General features: G+C 43.5%; 10 protein-coding genes, 1 tRNA gene and 2 rRNA genes. 6 read left to right on the top strand and 7 right to left on the bottom strand.

The annotated features are described in order from the left end of the window. Positions 1-12 precede the first annotated feature (12 nt). The 3 genes from ftsZ to MEFER_RS01020 all read right to left on the bottom strand — a co-directional run bounded on the left by ftsZ (position 13) and on the right by MEFER_RS01020 (position 2,402). A complete protein-coding gene (gene ftsZ / locus MEFER_RS01030; protein WP_015790785.1) occupies positions 13-1,113 on the bottom strand; it encodes a cell division protein FtsZ in 1,101 nt (366 codons plus the stop codon). 121 nt (positions 1,114-1,234) lie between these two features. Continuing rightward, entirely contained in the window at positions 1,235-2,230 is a 996-nt protein-coding gene (locus MEFER_RS01025) for an RNA-guided pseudouridylation complex pseudouridine synthase subunit Cbf5 (RefSeq protein WP_048056390.1), read from the bottom strand. Then, entirely contained in the window at positions 2,199-2,402 is a 204-nt protein-coding gene (locus tag MEFER_RS01020) for an AtpZ/AtpI family protein (protein WP_015790783.1), read from the bottom strand. Before MEFER_RS01020 ends, MEFER_RS01025 begins: the two co-directional genes overlap by 32 nt. A gap of 198 nt (positions 2,403-2,600) precedes the next feature. On the opposite strand from MEFER_RS01020, the gene cdhA reads away from it, so the two are divergent. The 4 genes from cdhA (at position 2,601) to cdhC (ending at position 7,403) form a co-directional block, all read left to right on the top strand. Beyond that, the gene (gene cdhA, locus MEFER_RS01015; protein WP_015790782.1) at positions 2,601-4,925 is read left to right on the top strand and encodes a CO dehydrogenase/acetyl-CoA synthase complex subunit alpha; all 2,325 of its coding nucleotides are present in this window, start codon (positions 2,601-2,603) and stop codon (positions 4,923-4,925) included. Between the two features lie 158 nt (positions 4,926-5,083). Then, positions 5,084-5,524 carry a CO dehydrogenase/acetyl-CoA synthase complex subunit epsilon gene (cdhB, locus tag MEFER_RS01010; RefSeq protein WP_015790781.1) on the top strand — a complete coding sequence of 147 codons (441 nt, stop codon included), beginning with the start codon at positions 5,084-5,086 and terminating at the stop codon, positions 5,522-5,524. Position 5,525: 1 nt separating this feature from the next. Further along, entirely contained in the window at positions 5,526-5,981 is a 456-nt protein-coding gene (locus tag MEFER_RS01005; protein WP_015790780.1) for a 4Fe-4S dicluster domain-containing protein, read from the top strand. Positions 5,982-5,996: 15 nt separating this feature from the next. Beyond that, on the top strand, positions 5,997-7,403 hold the full coding sequence (gene cdhC, locus MEFER_RS01000) for a CO dehydrogenase/CO-methylating acetyl-CoA synthase complex subunit beta (RefSeq protein WP_015790779.1): 1,407 nt from the start codon (positions 5,997-5,999) through the stop codon (positions 7,401-7,403). 159 nt (positions 7,404-7,562) lie between these two features. On the opposite strand, the gene MEFER_RS00995 is transcribed toward cdhC, so the two are convergent. From MEFER_RS00995 to MEFER_RS00985, 3 genes are all read right to left on the bottom strand, one after another. Next, positions 7,563-10,567 (bottom strand): 23S ribosomal RNA (locus MEFER_RS00995). Between the two features lie 100 nt (positions 10,568-10,667). Further along, a tRNA-Ala gene (locus MEFER_RS00990) sits at positions 10,668-10,740 on the bottom strand. Positions 10,741-10,805: 65 nt separating this feature from the next. Next, a 16S ribosomal RNA gene (locus tag MEFER_RS00985) occupies positions 10,806-12,282 on the bottom strand. The 16S and 23S rRNA genes sit together here with 1 tRNA gene alongside, the layout of an rRNA operon. A gap of 244 nt (positions 12,283-12,526) precedes the next feature. Between MEFER_RS00985 and MEFER_RS00980 the strand changes: the two genes are divergently transcribed. After that, positions 12,527-12,808, top strand: a complete 282-nt coding sequence (locus MEFER_RS00980; protein ID WP_015790778.1) for a DUF2098 domain-containing protein — start codon at positions 12,527-12,529, stop codon at positions 12,806-12,808. 51 nt (positions 12,809-12,859) lie between these two features. Then, on the top strand, positions 12,860-13,987 hold the full coding sequence (locus tag MEFER_RS00975) for a TIGR03576 family pyridoxal phosphate-dependent enzyme (RefSeq protein ID WP_015790777.1): 1,128 nt from the start codon (positions 12,860-12,862) through the stop codon (positions 13,985-13,987). 89 nt (positions 13,988-14,076) lie between these two features. Here MEFER_RS00975 and MEFER_RS00970 read toward each other — a convergent pair whose 3' ends face one another. Beyond that, entirely contained in the window at positions 14,077-15,696 is a 1,620-nt protein-coding gene (locus tag MEFER_RS00970) for a DUF128 domain-containing protein (RefSeq protein WP_015790776.1), read from the bottom strand. Positions 15,697-15,720 lie beyond the last annotated feature (24 nt).

Genomic DNA, 15,720 nt, shown 5'->3' with positions numbered 1-15,720 from the left:
AATAAAGTTGATTTATACTATAAAATCAATGTTACATTTCTTTTGCTCTCTTCTTTGAGCAGGTTCTTTTGAAACTCTTGGAATTATTCTTCTTGGTTTTGTGTCCTTTCCTATAATGTTTGGTGATTTTACTCCAGTAATTATTGCCATAACCCTAATGCATCCCTCCATCTCAGGGTCTATTCTTGCACCCCATATAACATTTGCCTCTGGGTCAAGTTGAGCGGTTATTCCTTCTCCAATGTCGTTAGCTTCTTTTAACGTTAAATCAGGTCCTCCTGTTATGTGGATTAAAGCTCCTTTAGCTCCTTTGTAATCAACATCCAATAATGGACAGCTTAATGTTTCTCTTACTATATTTTGAACCCTATCTCCTCTATCACTACTATCAACTTCTCCAACACCAATCATCGCTACTCCTCCACCACTCATAACAGCCTTAACATCTGCAAAGTCAATGTTTATTAAACTTGGAACAGCTATTGTTTCAGTTATTCCCTTAACCGCTTGAGCTATAATCTCATCAGCCACTTTAAATGCATCGTTTATTGGCAAGTTTGGAACCAAGTCTAAAAGTTTGTTGTTATCTATAATAATTACTGTGTCACAAATCTCCGACATTCTTTCAATTCCTTCCTCTGCCTTCTTCATTCTTGCTCTTTCAATTTTAAATGGATATGTTACAACTCCAACGACTATGGCCCCATGTTCTTTAGCTATCTCAGCCACTACCGGAGCTGAACCTGTTCCAGTTCCACCACCCATTCCTGCGGTGACAAACACTAAGTCAGCTCCTTTTAAAAGCTCTTCTAATGTACTTTTGGCCATTTCAGCAGCTTTTCTACCAATTTCCGGATAACCTCCAGCTCCTAAACCTCTTGTCAATGCAGAACCAATTAAAATTTTCTTATGAGCTTGTATTACTTCCAGATGCTGTTTGTCGGTGTTGATAGCTATTGTTTCAGCTCCTTGAATGCCTATTTCCATCAATCTGTTGATTGTATTGTTTCCAGCTCCACCACAACCAACTACTAATATTCTTGCTTCTCCAAATTCATCTCTTAAGTATTTGGTCGTATCGGTTCTTGATAAAGCATCTTTTACAAGTTTCATAATTATCATCCTTTTAAATTTTAGATTAGCCTTAAGTTTAAATTGTTATAAGCTTAAGTTAAAAGTCAGTCAGAAAAACTATACAAATTTACCCTATATTTTAGCAATTATATATACCTTATTATTTCTTCTTCTTCCACATTCTTGGATATGTTCCCCTATCCATATAAACCCTCTCAACATCAACGGCAATCCCTTTATCAGAATTTAATATCTCTTTTGTATTCATTAACGCCTTTCCTACTCCAACTGCCTCTCCTTTTAATGTCTCAATTAAAACTATCTCTCCCTTACCAATACCCTTACTTAATTTTGCTATCCCTCTAACATAAACATCCGCTCCATGGCAAATAGCATCAACAGCAGAGTCTTTAACAACAACCTTCTTTAAATGCCTCAATCCATATTCCATTGGTTTTATGATCCTTCTCAGCTCTTCTTCATCCCCATCTTCTTTCCAAAATATATAAGCGTCTAACAAATCCTGAAGATAAACGGCATCCTTCTCTTCAAAGCATCCACTTTTAACCCTTCTTAGCTCCTGCATATGGGCAGATGTCCCTAATGCCTCTCCTATGTCTTCACAAAGTTTTCTTATATAAGTTCCAGATTGGCATTTAACCCTAAATAAAACATCTCTACCTTCCAAATCCAATAATTCTAACTCATAAATTTTTCTAATTCTTAATCTTCTTTTAACAGCTGCCTTTAATGGAGGTCTTTGATAAATTCTTCCAGTGAATTCTTTAAAAATTCTCAATATATCTTCTTCAGAAGCGTCTCTATGAAGATGCATTAAGCAGATGTATTCTTTAGGAGGGATGTGCCACATAGGTATTGTTTTTGTAGCTCTCTCTAAAGCTACTGGCAAAACCCCTGTAACTTTAGGGTCTAATGTCCCCCCATGTCCAGCTTTATCCAAATTTAAGATTTTTTTAACCCATGATGATACCTCATGAGATGTAGGGCCTCTCGGCTTATCAATAACGACAACACCGTATTTTATTAAATCCTCTATTTTTCTTTCGTAAGGGTTGCAACCATAATCCCAGTTTGTTTCAGCTTCTTCCTTAACTATAAGCTCCTCATTTTTTACCTTTTTTTCCAATAGAATCACCTTTTTCATAATCCTCAATCATTTTAAATAATCTCCCAAATGCACAAAAAATGCCAAATAATAGGAAGATAACTATCCATAACTTATTATTTGTATTTTCTGCTATAATATAACCAATAAAAATACTTAATGCAATTATCATAAAAAATTCAAATGCAACATCTCTAAGCATGATATCATTGAAGTAGTTTTAATTAATAATAGCAGATTGCTTCATATAAAATTATTGACTATTTGTGAAAAAGATATCGTAAAAGCTTTAGAAAATTTTCATACAAAATCTGCTTTTAATCATAACAAAGTTTATATATAAAAGTTTTACAAACTAACCTTAAGAATTATAATGATTAATCATGATAATTAAAAAGTGATGGTTATGGAGAATAAAATAGAAATTGATGCAAAAAAACTTCTCAATCCGTTAGTTAAGATGAAAAACGCCAATATATCAATGAAGATAAAAGTTGGAGAGGAAGAAGAGGAAGATTGGGAACCGATGGGACCTACACCGAAACCAAAAGTTCCTACATTAAGATATTGGGATTTTAAGCTTTTAGAGAGGTATCCTCCATTTTATATGCCAATCTGTGACATGTGTTGTTTGTGTACATTTGGAAAGTGTGATTTAAGTAAAGGGAAGAAAGGAGCTTGTGGTTTAAACATTAAAGCTCAGCAAGCAAGAGTAGTTTTACTTGCCTGCTGTATTGGAGCAGCATGCCATGCAGGACATAGTAGGCATTTAGTTCACCACCTAATTGAAAAATTTGGTAGAAATTACCCAATTGATTTAGGTAATGAGATAGAAGTTGAAATGCCAATAGCAAGAACTGTTATGGGAATGAAACCAAAAACATTGGGAGATTTGGAAAAAATCTTGGATTATTGTGAAGAGCAAATAACTCACTTATTATCGGCAACACATACTGGGCAAGAAGGGGATTATTTAGATTTTGAAAGCAAAGCTCTACATGCAGGAATGATTGATGACTTGGCAAGAGAAGTTGGAGATATTGCCCAAATAGTTGCTTACAATATGCCAAAAGGAGATGAAGACACTCCATTGATAGATTTAGGATTTGGTTGCATTGATAAAAACAAGCCGGTTATCTTATGTATAGGGCATAATGTAGTTCCTGGGGGCTATATATTGGAATACTTGGAAGAGAAAAATATGGAAGATGAAGTAGAAGTTTGTGGTATCTGCTGTACGGCTATAGATATTACAAGAGTTTCTGATAAGGCTAAGGTTGTTGGACCTTTATCAAGGCAGTTGATGTTTGTTAGAAGTGGGGTAGCGGATGTTGTAGTTGTAGATGAGCAATGTATAAGGACTGATATTTTAGAAGAGGTTTTAAAAACAGGGGCTGTTTTGATAGCAACAAATGAAAAAATGTGTTTAGGTTTAGAAGATGTTTCTCACATGAATGAAGATGAGATCATTAGCTACTTATTAAGAAATAGGGCGGCTTTAATTTTGGATGAGGAAAAGGTTGGAAAAGTAGCTGTTGAAGTTGCTAAAATAGTGGCTAAAGAAAGGAAGGATAAAAAAACATTACCAAACTTGGACGAAGTCGTTGAGTTGGCAAGGCAATGTACTGAATGCGGATGGTGTAACAGAAACTGTCCAAATGCATTTAAAGTTAAAGAAGCAATGGCTTTAGCAAAACAGGGTAATTTTGATGGATTCGTTGATTTATACAAGAGATGTTACGGCTGTGGAAGATGTGAAGCAATATGTCCAAGGAATCTACCAATAGTTAGCATGACTACAAAGGTTGGAGAGGCATATTATAAAGATTTAAAATTCAAGATAAGGGCTGGTAGGGGGCCAATCAAAGATGTTGAAATTAGAAGTGTTGGAGCTCCAATTGTATTTGGGGATATTCCAGGAGTTGTTGCTTTAGTTGGTTGCTCAAACCATCCAAATGGTGAAGAGGAAGTAGCTTTAATAGCTAAAGAGTTTTTGGAGAGGAAGTATATAATTGTAGCTACTGGTTGTGCTGCTATGGCTATTGGAATGTGGAAAGATAAAGATGGAAAAACACTATATGAAAAATATCCTGGAGAGTTTAGAGCAGGAGGGCTTGTAAATTGCGGTTCTTGCTTATCAAACTGCCACATAAGTGGAGCAGCTATAAAAATAGCAAATATCTTTGCTAAAGTTCCATTGAGAGGAAATTATGCAGAGGTTGCTGATTACATACTAAACAAAGTTGGAGCTGTTGGAGTTGCATGGGGAGCTATGAGCCAAAAGGCAGCTGCAATTGCTACTGGAGTTAACAGGTGGGGAATCCCAGTTATTGTAGGGCCACATGGGGCAAAATATAGAAGGTTGTATTTAAGCAATGGGGAGAAGTTTAAAGCAAAAGATAAAAAAACAGGGGAAATTTTAGAGATAGACCCAGTTCCAGAGCATTTAATTGTAACTGCTGAAAACGTTAAAGAATGCATTTGTATGATTCCAAAGCTTTGTATGAGGCCTAACGATACTCCAAAAGGTAGGGCAAACAAAATCTACCACTACGTTGATGTCTATGAAAAATACTTTGGAAGAATGCCTCCAGATTTAGAGAAATTCGTTAGAACTGAAAAAGATATTCCTTTCATGATGAAAGATAAAATAATGGCTTACTTAGAAGAAAAAGGCTGGAAACCTTTAGAGAAATACCCACAAGATCCAACGATATTATATTAAATAATAATTTGCACCTCCGAGCGTAAGCGAGGAGTTGTTATGGTGTATAGCAATAGAGGGTTTCCCTCTATGCTTAGAGAAGTATCTCAAGACCAAACGATATTGTACTAAATTAAAACTTTAACATTAAATTTAATTTTTTAAACTTGGTGATAGTAATGGACGAGAGATTTATCGCCTATATTCCAACAGCTGGGAGTAATGTGGCTCATGCTGAAATAACTTCTCCAAAACTCGTAAAAATGATGATTAAAAGGGCTAAGAAACCAATTTTAATACTGGGAGAAAACTTAGAAGACAAAGAAAAAGAGTTGATTGAAAAATTCATTGAGAAATATAATTTAGAAGTGATAAAAACACCTGAAGAGATGAATTTAATGGCATTAATTAAATTTTTGGCAAACAGTAGCTATGATTTGGCATTATTTGTTGGAATAACTTATTATTATTTAGCTCAGGCAGCAACACATCTAAAACAATTCTCAAATGTAATTACAGTTTCGATAGATAAGTACTATCAGCCAAACACCCTCTACTCTTTTCCAAACCTCAGCATGGAGGAGTATTTAGACTACCTTAATAAGTTGTTGGAGGGGTAATATGAACCCAAAAATCATTATTTTAAATCCTGAAAAATGTACTAAGTGTTATGACTGTATAAATAAATGTAAAGAGATTCATGGAGAAAGTAGAGTAAGGAAGGTTAATGGCATTCCTATATTTTGTATGCAGTGTGAAAATGCCCCTTGTAAAGAAATCTGCCCTGTTGATGCAATTTACCTAAAAGAAGGTATTCCAATTGTGGAGAAAGAGAGATGCATAGCTTGCGGGATGTGTGCAATTGCCTGCCCTATAGGGGCTATATTTATAAAAGATAAAGTTGCACATAAATGCACTCTATGCCTAGACACCGATAGAATAACTCCTGCCTGTATTGAGGCATGTAAAGATAAAGCCCTGTTTTTAGTATCAGACGAAACACTTGACATGATGAAGGAAGAGAAAAGGAAAAAGATACTAGAAATTTTAAGAGAGGAAATTAGTGAAAAAATCTAATTAAGGTGAGAAAACATGTTTAGCGACATTCCAGTTTCTGTAGGACCGATGAATGAAGGGGAAAGAGTTAGAGGTCCTGATATGTATGTTGAATTAGCAGGGCCTAAGAGTTATGGTTTTGAATTGGTTAAAGTAGTTGATAAGGCAGATGATAAAGTTGAAATTGTCGGAAAGGACATAGATGAGATGGAAGAGGGGAGTAGGACCCCATTTGCCATAATTGTTAAAGTTAGTGGTGAAAAGTTAGAGGAAGATTTAGAGGGAGTTTTAGAGAGAAGAGTACACGAATTCTTTAACTATATGGAGGGAGTTATGCACTTAAACCAAAGAGACCAAGTTTGGATTAGAATAAACAAAGATTCTTTCAATAAAGGGCTAAGATTGGAGCATATTGGAAAGGTAATTCAAAGGTTATTTAAGGCTGAGTTTCCATTCATTGAAAAGTGTGACGTTATCTTAATTACTGATCCAGATAAAGTTAAAGAAGAGTTAGAGAAGGCAAGGGAAATTTACAACAAGAGAGATGAGAGAACAAAAGCATTGCATGAAGAGGATGTTGATGTATTCTATGGCTGTATAATGTGTCAGAGTTTTGCCCCAACACACGTATGCGTTATAACACCAGATAGACCAGCTTTGTGTGGTGGTATCAACTATTTAGATGCAAGAGCAGCTGCAAAGATAGATCCTAATGGTCCAATATTCGAGATTCCAAAAGGAGAATGCTTAGATGAAAAATTGGGAGTGTATAGCGGAGTTAATGAAGTAGTTAAAGAAAGATCTCAAGGAACTGTTGAAGAAGTCGCTTTACATAGTGCATTAGAAAAGCCTTGCACGTCATGTGGTTGTTTTGAAGCGGTTGTTTTCTACATCCCTGAAATTGATGGTTTTGGAATAGCACATAGGGGGTTCAAAGGAGAAACTCCAATGGGAATTCCATTTTCAACATTAGCTGGACAGTGTAGTGGTGGAAAGCAAGTTCCAGGATTTCTTGGAGTTTCCATAGCTTATATGAAATCATCCAAGTTTTTGCAAGGAGATGGTGGTTGGGAGAGAGTAGTTTGGTTACCAAAAGAGTTAAAAGAGAGAGTTAAAGAGGCAATACCTGAAGAGTTATATGATAAGATAGCCACTGAAGAGGATGTTAAGACCACTGATGAATTAGCTAAATTTTTGAAAGAAAAAGGGCATCCATGTGCTGAAAGAATAGGGGCTGCTGAAGTTGAGGAAATAACAGAAGAGGTAGAAGTTGAGGAAGAGATGGAAGAAGAAGTTGGAGGAATTGAAATCCCAACAATGACTTTGCCAGGAACATTTGCAGGCCTACCTTCAGGAATAAAAATAGTTTTACAAAATGCAGTAATTAAGGCAGAAAGAATAATCATTACAAAAGAAGATGATAAAAAGAAAAAGAAAAGGTAATATCTTTCTTTTTTTATTTATTTTTTTATTTTCACTCTTAATCTAAACATTTAAATTAATGAATATAATGGTGTAAAATAAAAATAAACTCAAACCAACATTATCCCAAACTTTTTCAGGCCATGCATAGGCTTCCACATCCGCTTAGTGTCTGGATACTCTGCCGAGCCCTCGGGCGATTAGTACCGGCGGGCTGAACGCCTCGGGCAGTGCCCTCGGCGCTTACACCCCCGGCCTATCAACCCCGTCTTCTACGGGAGCCCTCGTCCCCGAAGGGACTGGCCGCCTATTTTCGGGGAGGGTTTCGGGCTTAGATGCCTTCAGCCCTTATCCCTTAGCGCGTAGCTGCCCGGCAATGCCCTGTCGGACAACCGGTAGACCAGAGGCGCCGGCGGCTCGTTCCTCTCGTACTAGAGCCACCTTCCCCTCAGGCGGCCGACACCCCCAGCAGATAGCAACCAACCTGTCTCACGACGGTCTAAACCCAGCTCACGATCCCCTTTAATGGGCGAACAGCCCCACCCTTGGGCCCTGCTGCAGGCCCAGGATGGGAAGAACCGACATCGATGTAGCAAGCCGCGGGGTCGATATGGGCTCTTGCCCGCGACAACTCTGTTATCCCCGGGGTAGCTTTTCTGTTATCCCTGGCCCCCATCGGTGAGGCACAGGGGTTCGCTAGGCCCGGCTTTCGCCTCTTGGTCGGCCTCTGTTACCGACCAAGTCAGGCCGGCTTTTGCCCTTGCACTCCACGGCGGAGTTCTGACCCGCCTGAGCCGACCTTTGGGCCCCCCTGATGCATTTTCAGGGGGGTGCCGCCCCAGCCAAACTGCCCACCTGCCGGTGTCCCCCTATTCGGGGTTAGGGACATGGCCATGGGTGGGTGGTGTCCCATGGGCGCCTCCACCACCCCCGGAGGGGTGGCTTCGACGGCTCCCACCTACGCTGTGCACCCACGGCCATGCCCCAACGACAGGCTGCAGTAAAGCTCCACGGGGTCTTCGCTTCCCACTGGGGGTCTCCGGCCTTTGCACCGGAATGGTAGGTTCACCGGGTTCCGGCCCGGGACAGTGGGGGTCTCGTTACGCCATTCATGCAGGTCGGAACTTACCCGACAAGGAATTTCGCTACCTTAAGAGGGTTATAGTTACCCCCGCCGTTTACCGGCGCTTCGCCCGGTTGTACCCGGGTTTCACGTACCGGCACTGGGCAGGCGTCGGCCTTGGTACACACCCTTACGGGCTAGCCAAGACCTGTGTTTTTATTAAACAGTCGGACCCCCCTGGCCACTGCGACCTGCGGTCCCCTCATTTAGAGAAGACCGCAGGCACCCCTTCTCCCGAAGTTACGGGGCCAATTTGCCGACTTCCCTGGGCCGGATTCTCCCGACACGCCTTAGGATACTCGCCTAGGGGCACCTGTGTCGGTTCTGGGTACGGTCACCGGGGATCCTTGCCAGCTCCCTTTTCACGGGCTCCAGGGCTCAGCCGAACCCTCCTAACGGAGGGCCCATCACGCTTTTGCCCGGTTCTCGCCATTACGGCACTCCCCGGGCTTATGCGCTTGGCCACCCCGACGGGGGTGGTCGGCCTACCCCGAAGCGTCAGGAGCTGGCCTTGCGTTGCCGCACGTACCCCGGTGGCGCGGGAATATTAACCCGCTTCCCTTTCCCCTCGAGGGAATTACCCCGAGGGTTAGGACCGGCTAACCCACAGCTGACGACCGTTGCTGTGGAAACCTGGCCCCTTCGGCGGTGGGGATTCTCACCCCACTTTGCTGTTACTACTGCCGGGATTCTCGTTCCCACGGGGTCCACTCGACCTCACGGCCGAGCTTCTGCCCCCGCGGGACGCCCCCCTACCGGATGGCCTTTCGGCCCCCCCGGGTCTCGGCGGCCGGCTTAGCCCCCGTTATCTTCGGGGCCCCTGACCTCGACGGGTGAGCTGTTACGCACTCTTTAAAGGATGGCTGCTTCTAAGCCAACCTCCCCGCTGTCTTAGGCCAGGGACTCCCTTCTCATTTACACTTAGCCGGCACTTAGGGGCCTTAACCCGGGTCCGGGTTGTTCCCCTCTCGGACATACGGCTTACCCGTATGCCCTCACTCGGGGGCTACGGTGATGACGGGTTCGGAGTTTGACAGGGTGCCGAGGGCTTTCGCCCCCTAAACACCCTATCCGTGGCTCTACCCCGCCATCTACCTAACCCCCGGCTAACCTGCGGGTTATTTCGGGGGGAACCAGCTATCTCCGGGCTCGATTGGCTTTTCACCCCTAGACCGGGGTCAGAGGAGCACTTTGCGCGGTAACACCCCTGCGGGCCTCCACCCCTCTGGTGAGGGGCTTCACCCTACCCCGGCCTAGATCGCCCGGTTTCGGGTCGTACGGGTGTGACTCCGGGCCCATTAAGACCCCGCCCCTCGCCCATAAGGGCTGCGGGCATGTCGGTTTCCCTACGCCTCCGGGGTTGAACCCCTTAGGCTCGCCACACCCGTACACTCCCCGGCCCGTTTTTCGAAACGGACGGCACGACCCCGGCATGCCACCCCTCGTACTCCTCCCTCGCGGGAGTTTCCTTCGGGGTGGTTACCTTTCGGGCCGTGCCATTCCGTGCCCACCTGGTTTCAGGCTCTTTTCACCCCCCGCAAGGGGTGCTTTTCAGCTTTCCCTCACGGTACTAGTTCGCTATCGGTCTCGGGACGTATTTAGGGTTGGAAGCCTAATGTCTCCCAGCTTCCCGCGCGATATCCAACGCGCGGTACTCAGGGACACCCCAAGACCCTCCAGGCTTACGCCTACGGGGCTTTCACCCTCTATGGCGCCCCATTCCAGGGGACTTCGGCTTCGCCTGGGAGGGTCTGTATTGGGGGCCCTGCAACTCCACATCCCCTTCGAGTTTCCTCGAAGGGTTCGGTTTGCCCTGTGCCGGTTTCGGTCGCCCCTACTCCCGGCATCCCTGTTGGTTTCTTTTCCTGCGGGTACTCGGATGCTTCTTTTCCCCGCGTTCCCGCTCCCTAACGGGAGCGCCCCAAATGGGGCAGGAAGTCCCATTCGGGGATCCCGGGTTCTACGGCTGCCTGCGCCTCCCCCGGGCTTATCGCAGCTTGCCACGCCCTTCTTCGGCGCCCCGAGCCGAGCCATCCACCAGGTGGGCTGGTGGCCCGGCAGAGTATCCAGATTTCACCGGGATGTGGAAGCCTATGCATGGCCTTCATGTTTTGTCAGGCCCTTCACCTGCAACTCTTTGGAGTTGCAGGCTGCACATATAGTGGACCCGGTGGGATTTGAACCCACGGCCTCCGGCTTGCAAGGCCGGCGCTCTCCCAGCTGAGCTACGGGCCCACTTCTCCTATGAGGCAAGCCCACGACTGGTTTAGTGCCCCACAGCAACCAGCACCTTTTTTCTCAGGAGGTGATCCAGCCGCAGGTTCCCCTACGGCTACCTTGTTACGACTTCGCCCCCCTCGCTGAACCCAAGTTCGACCCTGCCCTCGCGGACAGGGCCTCACTTGGGCTCAACTCGGGTGGCGTGACGGGCGGTGTGTGCAAGGAGCAGGGACGCATTCACCGCGCCATGGTGAGGCGCGATTACTACGGATTCCGGCTTCACGAGGGCGAGTTACAGCCCTCGATCCGGACTACGACCGGGTTTAGGGGATTCGCTCCCCCTTTCGGGGTCGCGTCCCATTGTCCCGGCCATTGTAGCCCGCGTGTAGCCCAGGGGATTCGGGGCATGCGGACCTGTCGTTGCCCGCACCTTCCTCCGGCTTAGCGCCGGCGGTCCCCCATGAGTGCCCTCCTCCCGGAGGAGGAGGTAGCAACATGGGGCGCGGGTCTCGCTCGTTACCTGACTTAACAGGACGCCTCACGGTACGAGCTGACGACGGCCATGCACCACCTCTCGGCGCGTCTGGCAAGGTCGTCAACCTGGCCTTCATCCTGCCGTCGCCCCTGGTAAGATGCCCGGCGTTGAATCCAATTAAACCGCAGGCTCCACCCGTTGTAGTGCTCCCCCGCCAATTCCTTTAAGTTTCAGTCTTGCGACCGTACTCCCCAGGCGGCGGACTTAACGGCTTCCCTTCGGCACCGCGTCGGCCCGAAGCCGACGCGACACCTAGTCCGCAGAGTTTACAGCCGGGACTACCCGGGTATCTAATCCGGTTTGCTCCCCCGGCCTTCGTCCCTCACCGTCGGACCCGTTCCAGCCGGGCGCCTTCGCCACAGGTGGTCCCCCAGGGATCAACGCATTTCACCGCTACCCCTGGGGTACCCCCGGCCTCTCCCGGTCCCAAGCCCGGCAGTATCTCTGCCAGCCCTGCGGTTGAGCCGCAGGATTTAAGCAGAGACTTACCGGGCCGGCTACGGACGCTTTAGGCCCAATAACAGTGGCCACCACTCGGGCCGCCGGTATTACCGCGGCTGCTGGCACCGGACTTGCCCAGCCCTTATTCCCGGAGCTGTTTACACTCCGGAAAAGCCCACGCGGAGCGTGGGCACTCGGGGTCCCCCCGTCGCGCTTTCGCGCATTGCGGAGGTTTCGCGCCTGCTGCGCCCCGTAGGGCCTGGACCCGTGTCTCAGTGTCCATCTCCGGGCTCCCCCTCTCAGGGCCCGTACGGATCGTAGGCTTGGTGGGCCGTTACCCCACCAACTACCTAATCCGCCGCAGCCCCATCCTCGGGCGGCTTGCGCCTTTCGGGGAGGGATCATTCCAGACCTCCTCCCCTATGGGGGATTAGCCTCAGTTTCCCGAGGTTATCCCCCACCCGAGGGTAGGTTAGCCACGTGTTACTGAGCCGTGCGCCGGTGCTCCCGAAGGAGCCCCTTGACTCGCATGGCTTAGTCGGACCCCGATAGCAGTGGCCTCCGGCAGGATCAACCGGAATTAAGTGGGAGGTACGGTCGCAAGAAAGGATAAACCTTTCTTGCGGCTGGTTGCTGCGGGGTTTCACCACCAGTCGTGGGCTTGCCTCAGCCCCAACCTCTTCAGATTGGGGACGCATCCTTCGAGTGCACCCTATAGCGAGAAATTGTTACATGCAACGTTTTTAGGAATAGAACAATATTGAATAAATTATATAACACATGAAGTCTTTAAATATTTCTTATAAAATTTAGAGCGTGAGGCATATGGGTGAGATTGACATCAAAGTTGGGGACTATGTAGTCTACATTAATACAGGAACAAAAGGAAAAGTTGTTGATATAAAAAAAGACGAAAATGGCGAAGTTTGGGTTTTGTTAGATAACAACTTAATGTACAGACCTCATCTATTAAAGGTTATTGATAAGTCAAAGATAGAAGAGAGAAGAGAAGATATCGATGAAGTTGTTAAAAAATTAGAAGAAGAGGAGTTGGAGGATGGAAAATTAAAAGACATAGATTTAGGAGAAGCTTGTGGAGCTGGATAGATCATTATTTTATACATTTTATTTATTTTTAATAATCCAACAGGTGGTCTAATGCCTTCTGATTATGAGGAATTTTTAAGATTAGAAAAAGCAAGAAAGATTATTTTAGAAATATTAAATGAAAAAGGTAGGGAAGGATTATATGATTTAAGTGGATTGTCAGGAGGGTTTTTAATAACTGAAGAGGACAAAAATTTACTAAATACATACATTGGAGCATCCTATTTTGCAGAAAAAGTTGACGAATATGGACTGAAACATTTAGGTGGAGATGAGGATGATAAATGTGTCGCCTTCAATAGAACCTCTTCCGCAATCTTAGCAACAATCTTAGCTTTAAAACCAAAAAAAGTTGTTCACTATCTTCCAGAACTTCCTGGACATCCTTCAATAGAGAGAAGTTGTAAAATAACCAATGCTGAGTATTTTGAATCCGATAACATAGAAGAAATTTTAAACAAAATAGATAAAGATAGTTTAGTTGTCATTACTGGCTCAACAATGGACCTAAAAGTTGTAGAGCTTGAGAATTTTAAAAAGGTTATTGATGAAGCGAAAAATAAGGGGGCTATTGTTTTTGTTGATGATGCTTCTGGAGCGAGAGTTAGGTTGTTATTTAATCAACCACCAGCATTAAAATTGGGAGCTGATTTAGTGGTTACAAGCACAGATAAGCTTATGGAAGGTCCAAGAGGAGGGTTATTGGCAGGAAAAAAAGAGCTTGTTGATAAAATATATATTGAAGGTACTAAGTTTGGTTTAGAGGCTCAGCCTCCATTATTGGCTGGAATTTATAGGGCTTTAGAAAACTTTAATTTAGAGAGGGTAAAAAAAGCATTTGAAAGAGCAAAAAACTTTGATTTGTCTAAGATTGAGCAGTTAAATAAAGAACTTAAAAAAGTTGATACAAACATAGAGATTGTGTATGAAAAAACACCGACTGGATTTGCAATAAAAAGGGTTTATAAAAATGATGAAGTAAATATTAAAAAACTCGTTGAAATTGGGTTTAATTTGTTAAAAAATTTTGGAATCATAACCATAACTGTAGCTGGTATGCCTGGAGCAAGTAAAAGCTTGAGGATTGATTTAACATCAAAAGATGCCGAGAGGATAAGTGATGACTATATTATCAAAGCCATTACTGAATCAATAAAATCAGTTTTTTGTCAACCATAGCTTACGCCCTATTGGTATACCTGGAGTGAGGTAGCCTTTGGCAACCCCACTTTAGTTTTGATGAAACTTTCTTAAAGAAAAGTTTCTTCTTATACATCATCATAACTTTTTAAATCTGAGAATTTAACAACTTCATGCATCGCCCTTAATTCAATTGGTATTTCATTTTCTTTTAATAATACTAATGGGTTAGTTCCCCCAAGGGTTACAACTCCACACATGTCTTTATTTACATTAATGCCGTAAAGTTCATTGTTTGGTTCTCCTATGGTTTTAATACCGTTCCAACCCAACCTCTCTAAAATCTCTTCCAATCTTTCCCTTGCAACTCTATGTACTTCCCTAAATCCTGCTAAAAATGTTTTTTCACAATCAACAGAATTAAAGAAAACCTCATGTGGGTCTAATGATGACCCATCATAGCCAATTATATCAATAAACCTCTCCTTCTCTTCAGTTATCTCTAAAACCCCTCCATACTTTGGAATTACAGGAATTGAGTTTCTTAAAAATATTCCATCCAATGTTACCGCACAAACTGTTTGAATCTTTACCTTATCCTTTTCCTCAACAATCCCAAATCTATCGGATATTCCTAAACCTTTTTTGTATGCCTCTTTTAATAAATCTAAAGCCTCATCTATGTAATTTTTATCAATAAATGCAGTGTTTACAACAACATCCCCATCTTCTTCATCTATATCGTAGGTTACCTTTGCCATGGCATTGAACATCTTTGATAGTGCAGTTTTTATTCTTATATTTGCCTTCTTTGTTACAATGTCTCTTGGATTCTTCTTAATTTTGTATAATGATTCCAATCTAACAGTTGATGACATTGGGGACATCTCTACATAATAATCGTTTTCTACAAACGGAGCTATTGGTGTTAAACCTCCAATCAAAGCTACTCCAACTTTATCGTCTCCAACATCCAAACCTAAAACGTTCTCTGTTCCGTAGCTAATTACACACTTTAGCTCATCCTTCTCCAAAATACTTTTAAATTTTTCTAAAAATCCAACTCCAAAACATCTAAAGTTTGCTGGCAGATAACCCTCCCCATTCTCTATAATCCCCATAACATCAGTTTCTTTCTTTTCAATAAATGCCCTCAACGGATCTATGGATGTGCATTTATACTTTATAATTTCTTTAAATTCTACCGGCTTTCCGTCTTCATATTTAACTACTCCAGCACATAAATGTAATGGGAAGATGCCATTTTGTAATAGTATATTATCAAAATTCAATGAGCAGAGCGTGTTTACCTCTACAAACTTTTCTCTATCCATTATTCCTATTCTATCTCCAACAGCTAATCCAGATTCATAAACGCTTTTAATGATTTTTAAAACATCGTTAAAATCAGCATAAACATGGCATCTATTTATAACAACGTATCCAAAATTGTAATTTGCGGAAATTGTTTTCTCCAATATATTTGAGTAAATACTCCCCAATCTATAGGAGATATTGGCTTTCTCTAACTCTTCTAAACCTCTCTCAGTTATAACCCTACCGGCATAACCTACCTTTTTTGTTAGTTTCATACTGTCCAGTAGCTTCAAATGATACCTAACCGCTCTCTCCCCGATCTTATATCCTCTTTTATTAAGTTCTTTGGCTATAACCTTAGCCCCTACAGGCTCTTTTGATTTAGATAAAATATCTAAAATCTCAATTAGCTTTCTATCAAGGTCTGCCATTTTATCACCTAAAATCCAAAAAAC

The organism is Methanocaldococcus fervens AG86, from assembly GCF_000023985.1.
In the GTDB taxonomy this organism is placed as follows: Archaea; AGJL01; Methanococci; order Methanococcales; family Methanocaldococcaceae; genus Methanocaldococcus; species Methanocaldococcus fervens.
This window is presented reverse-complemented; position numbering and strand designations above follow the sequence as displayed.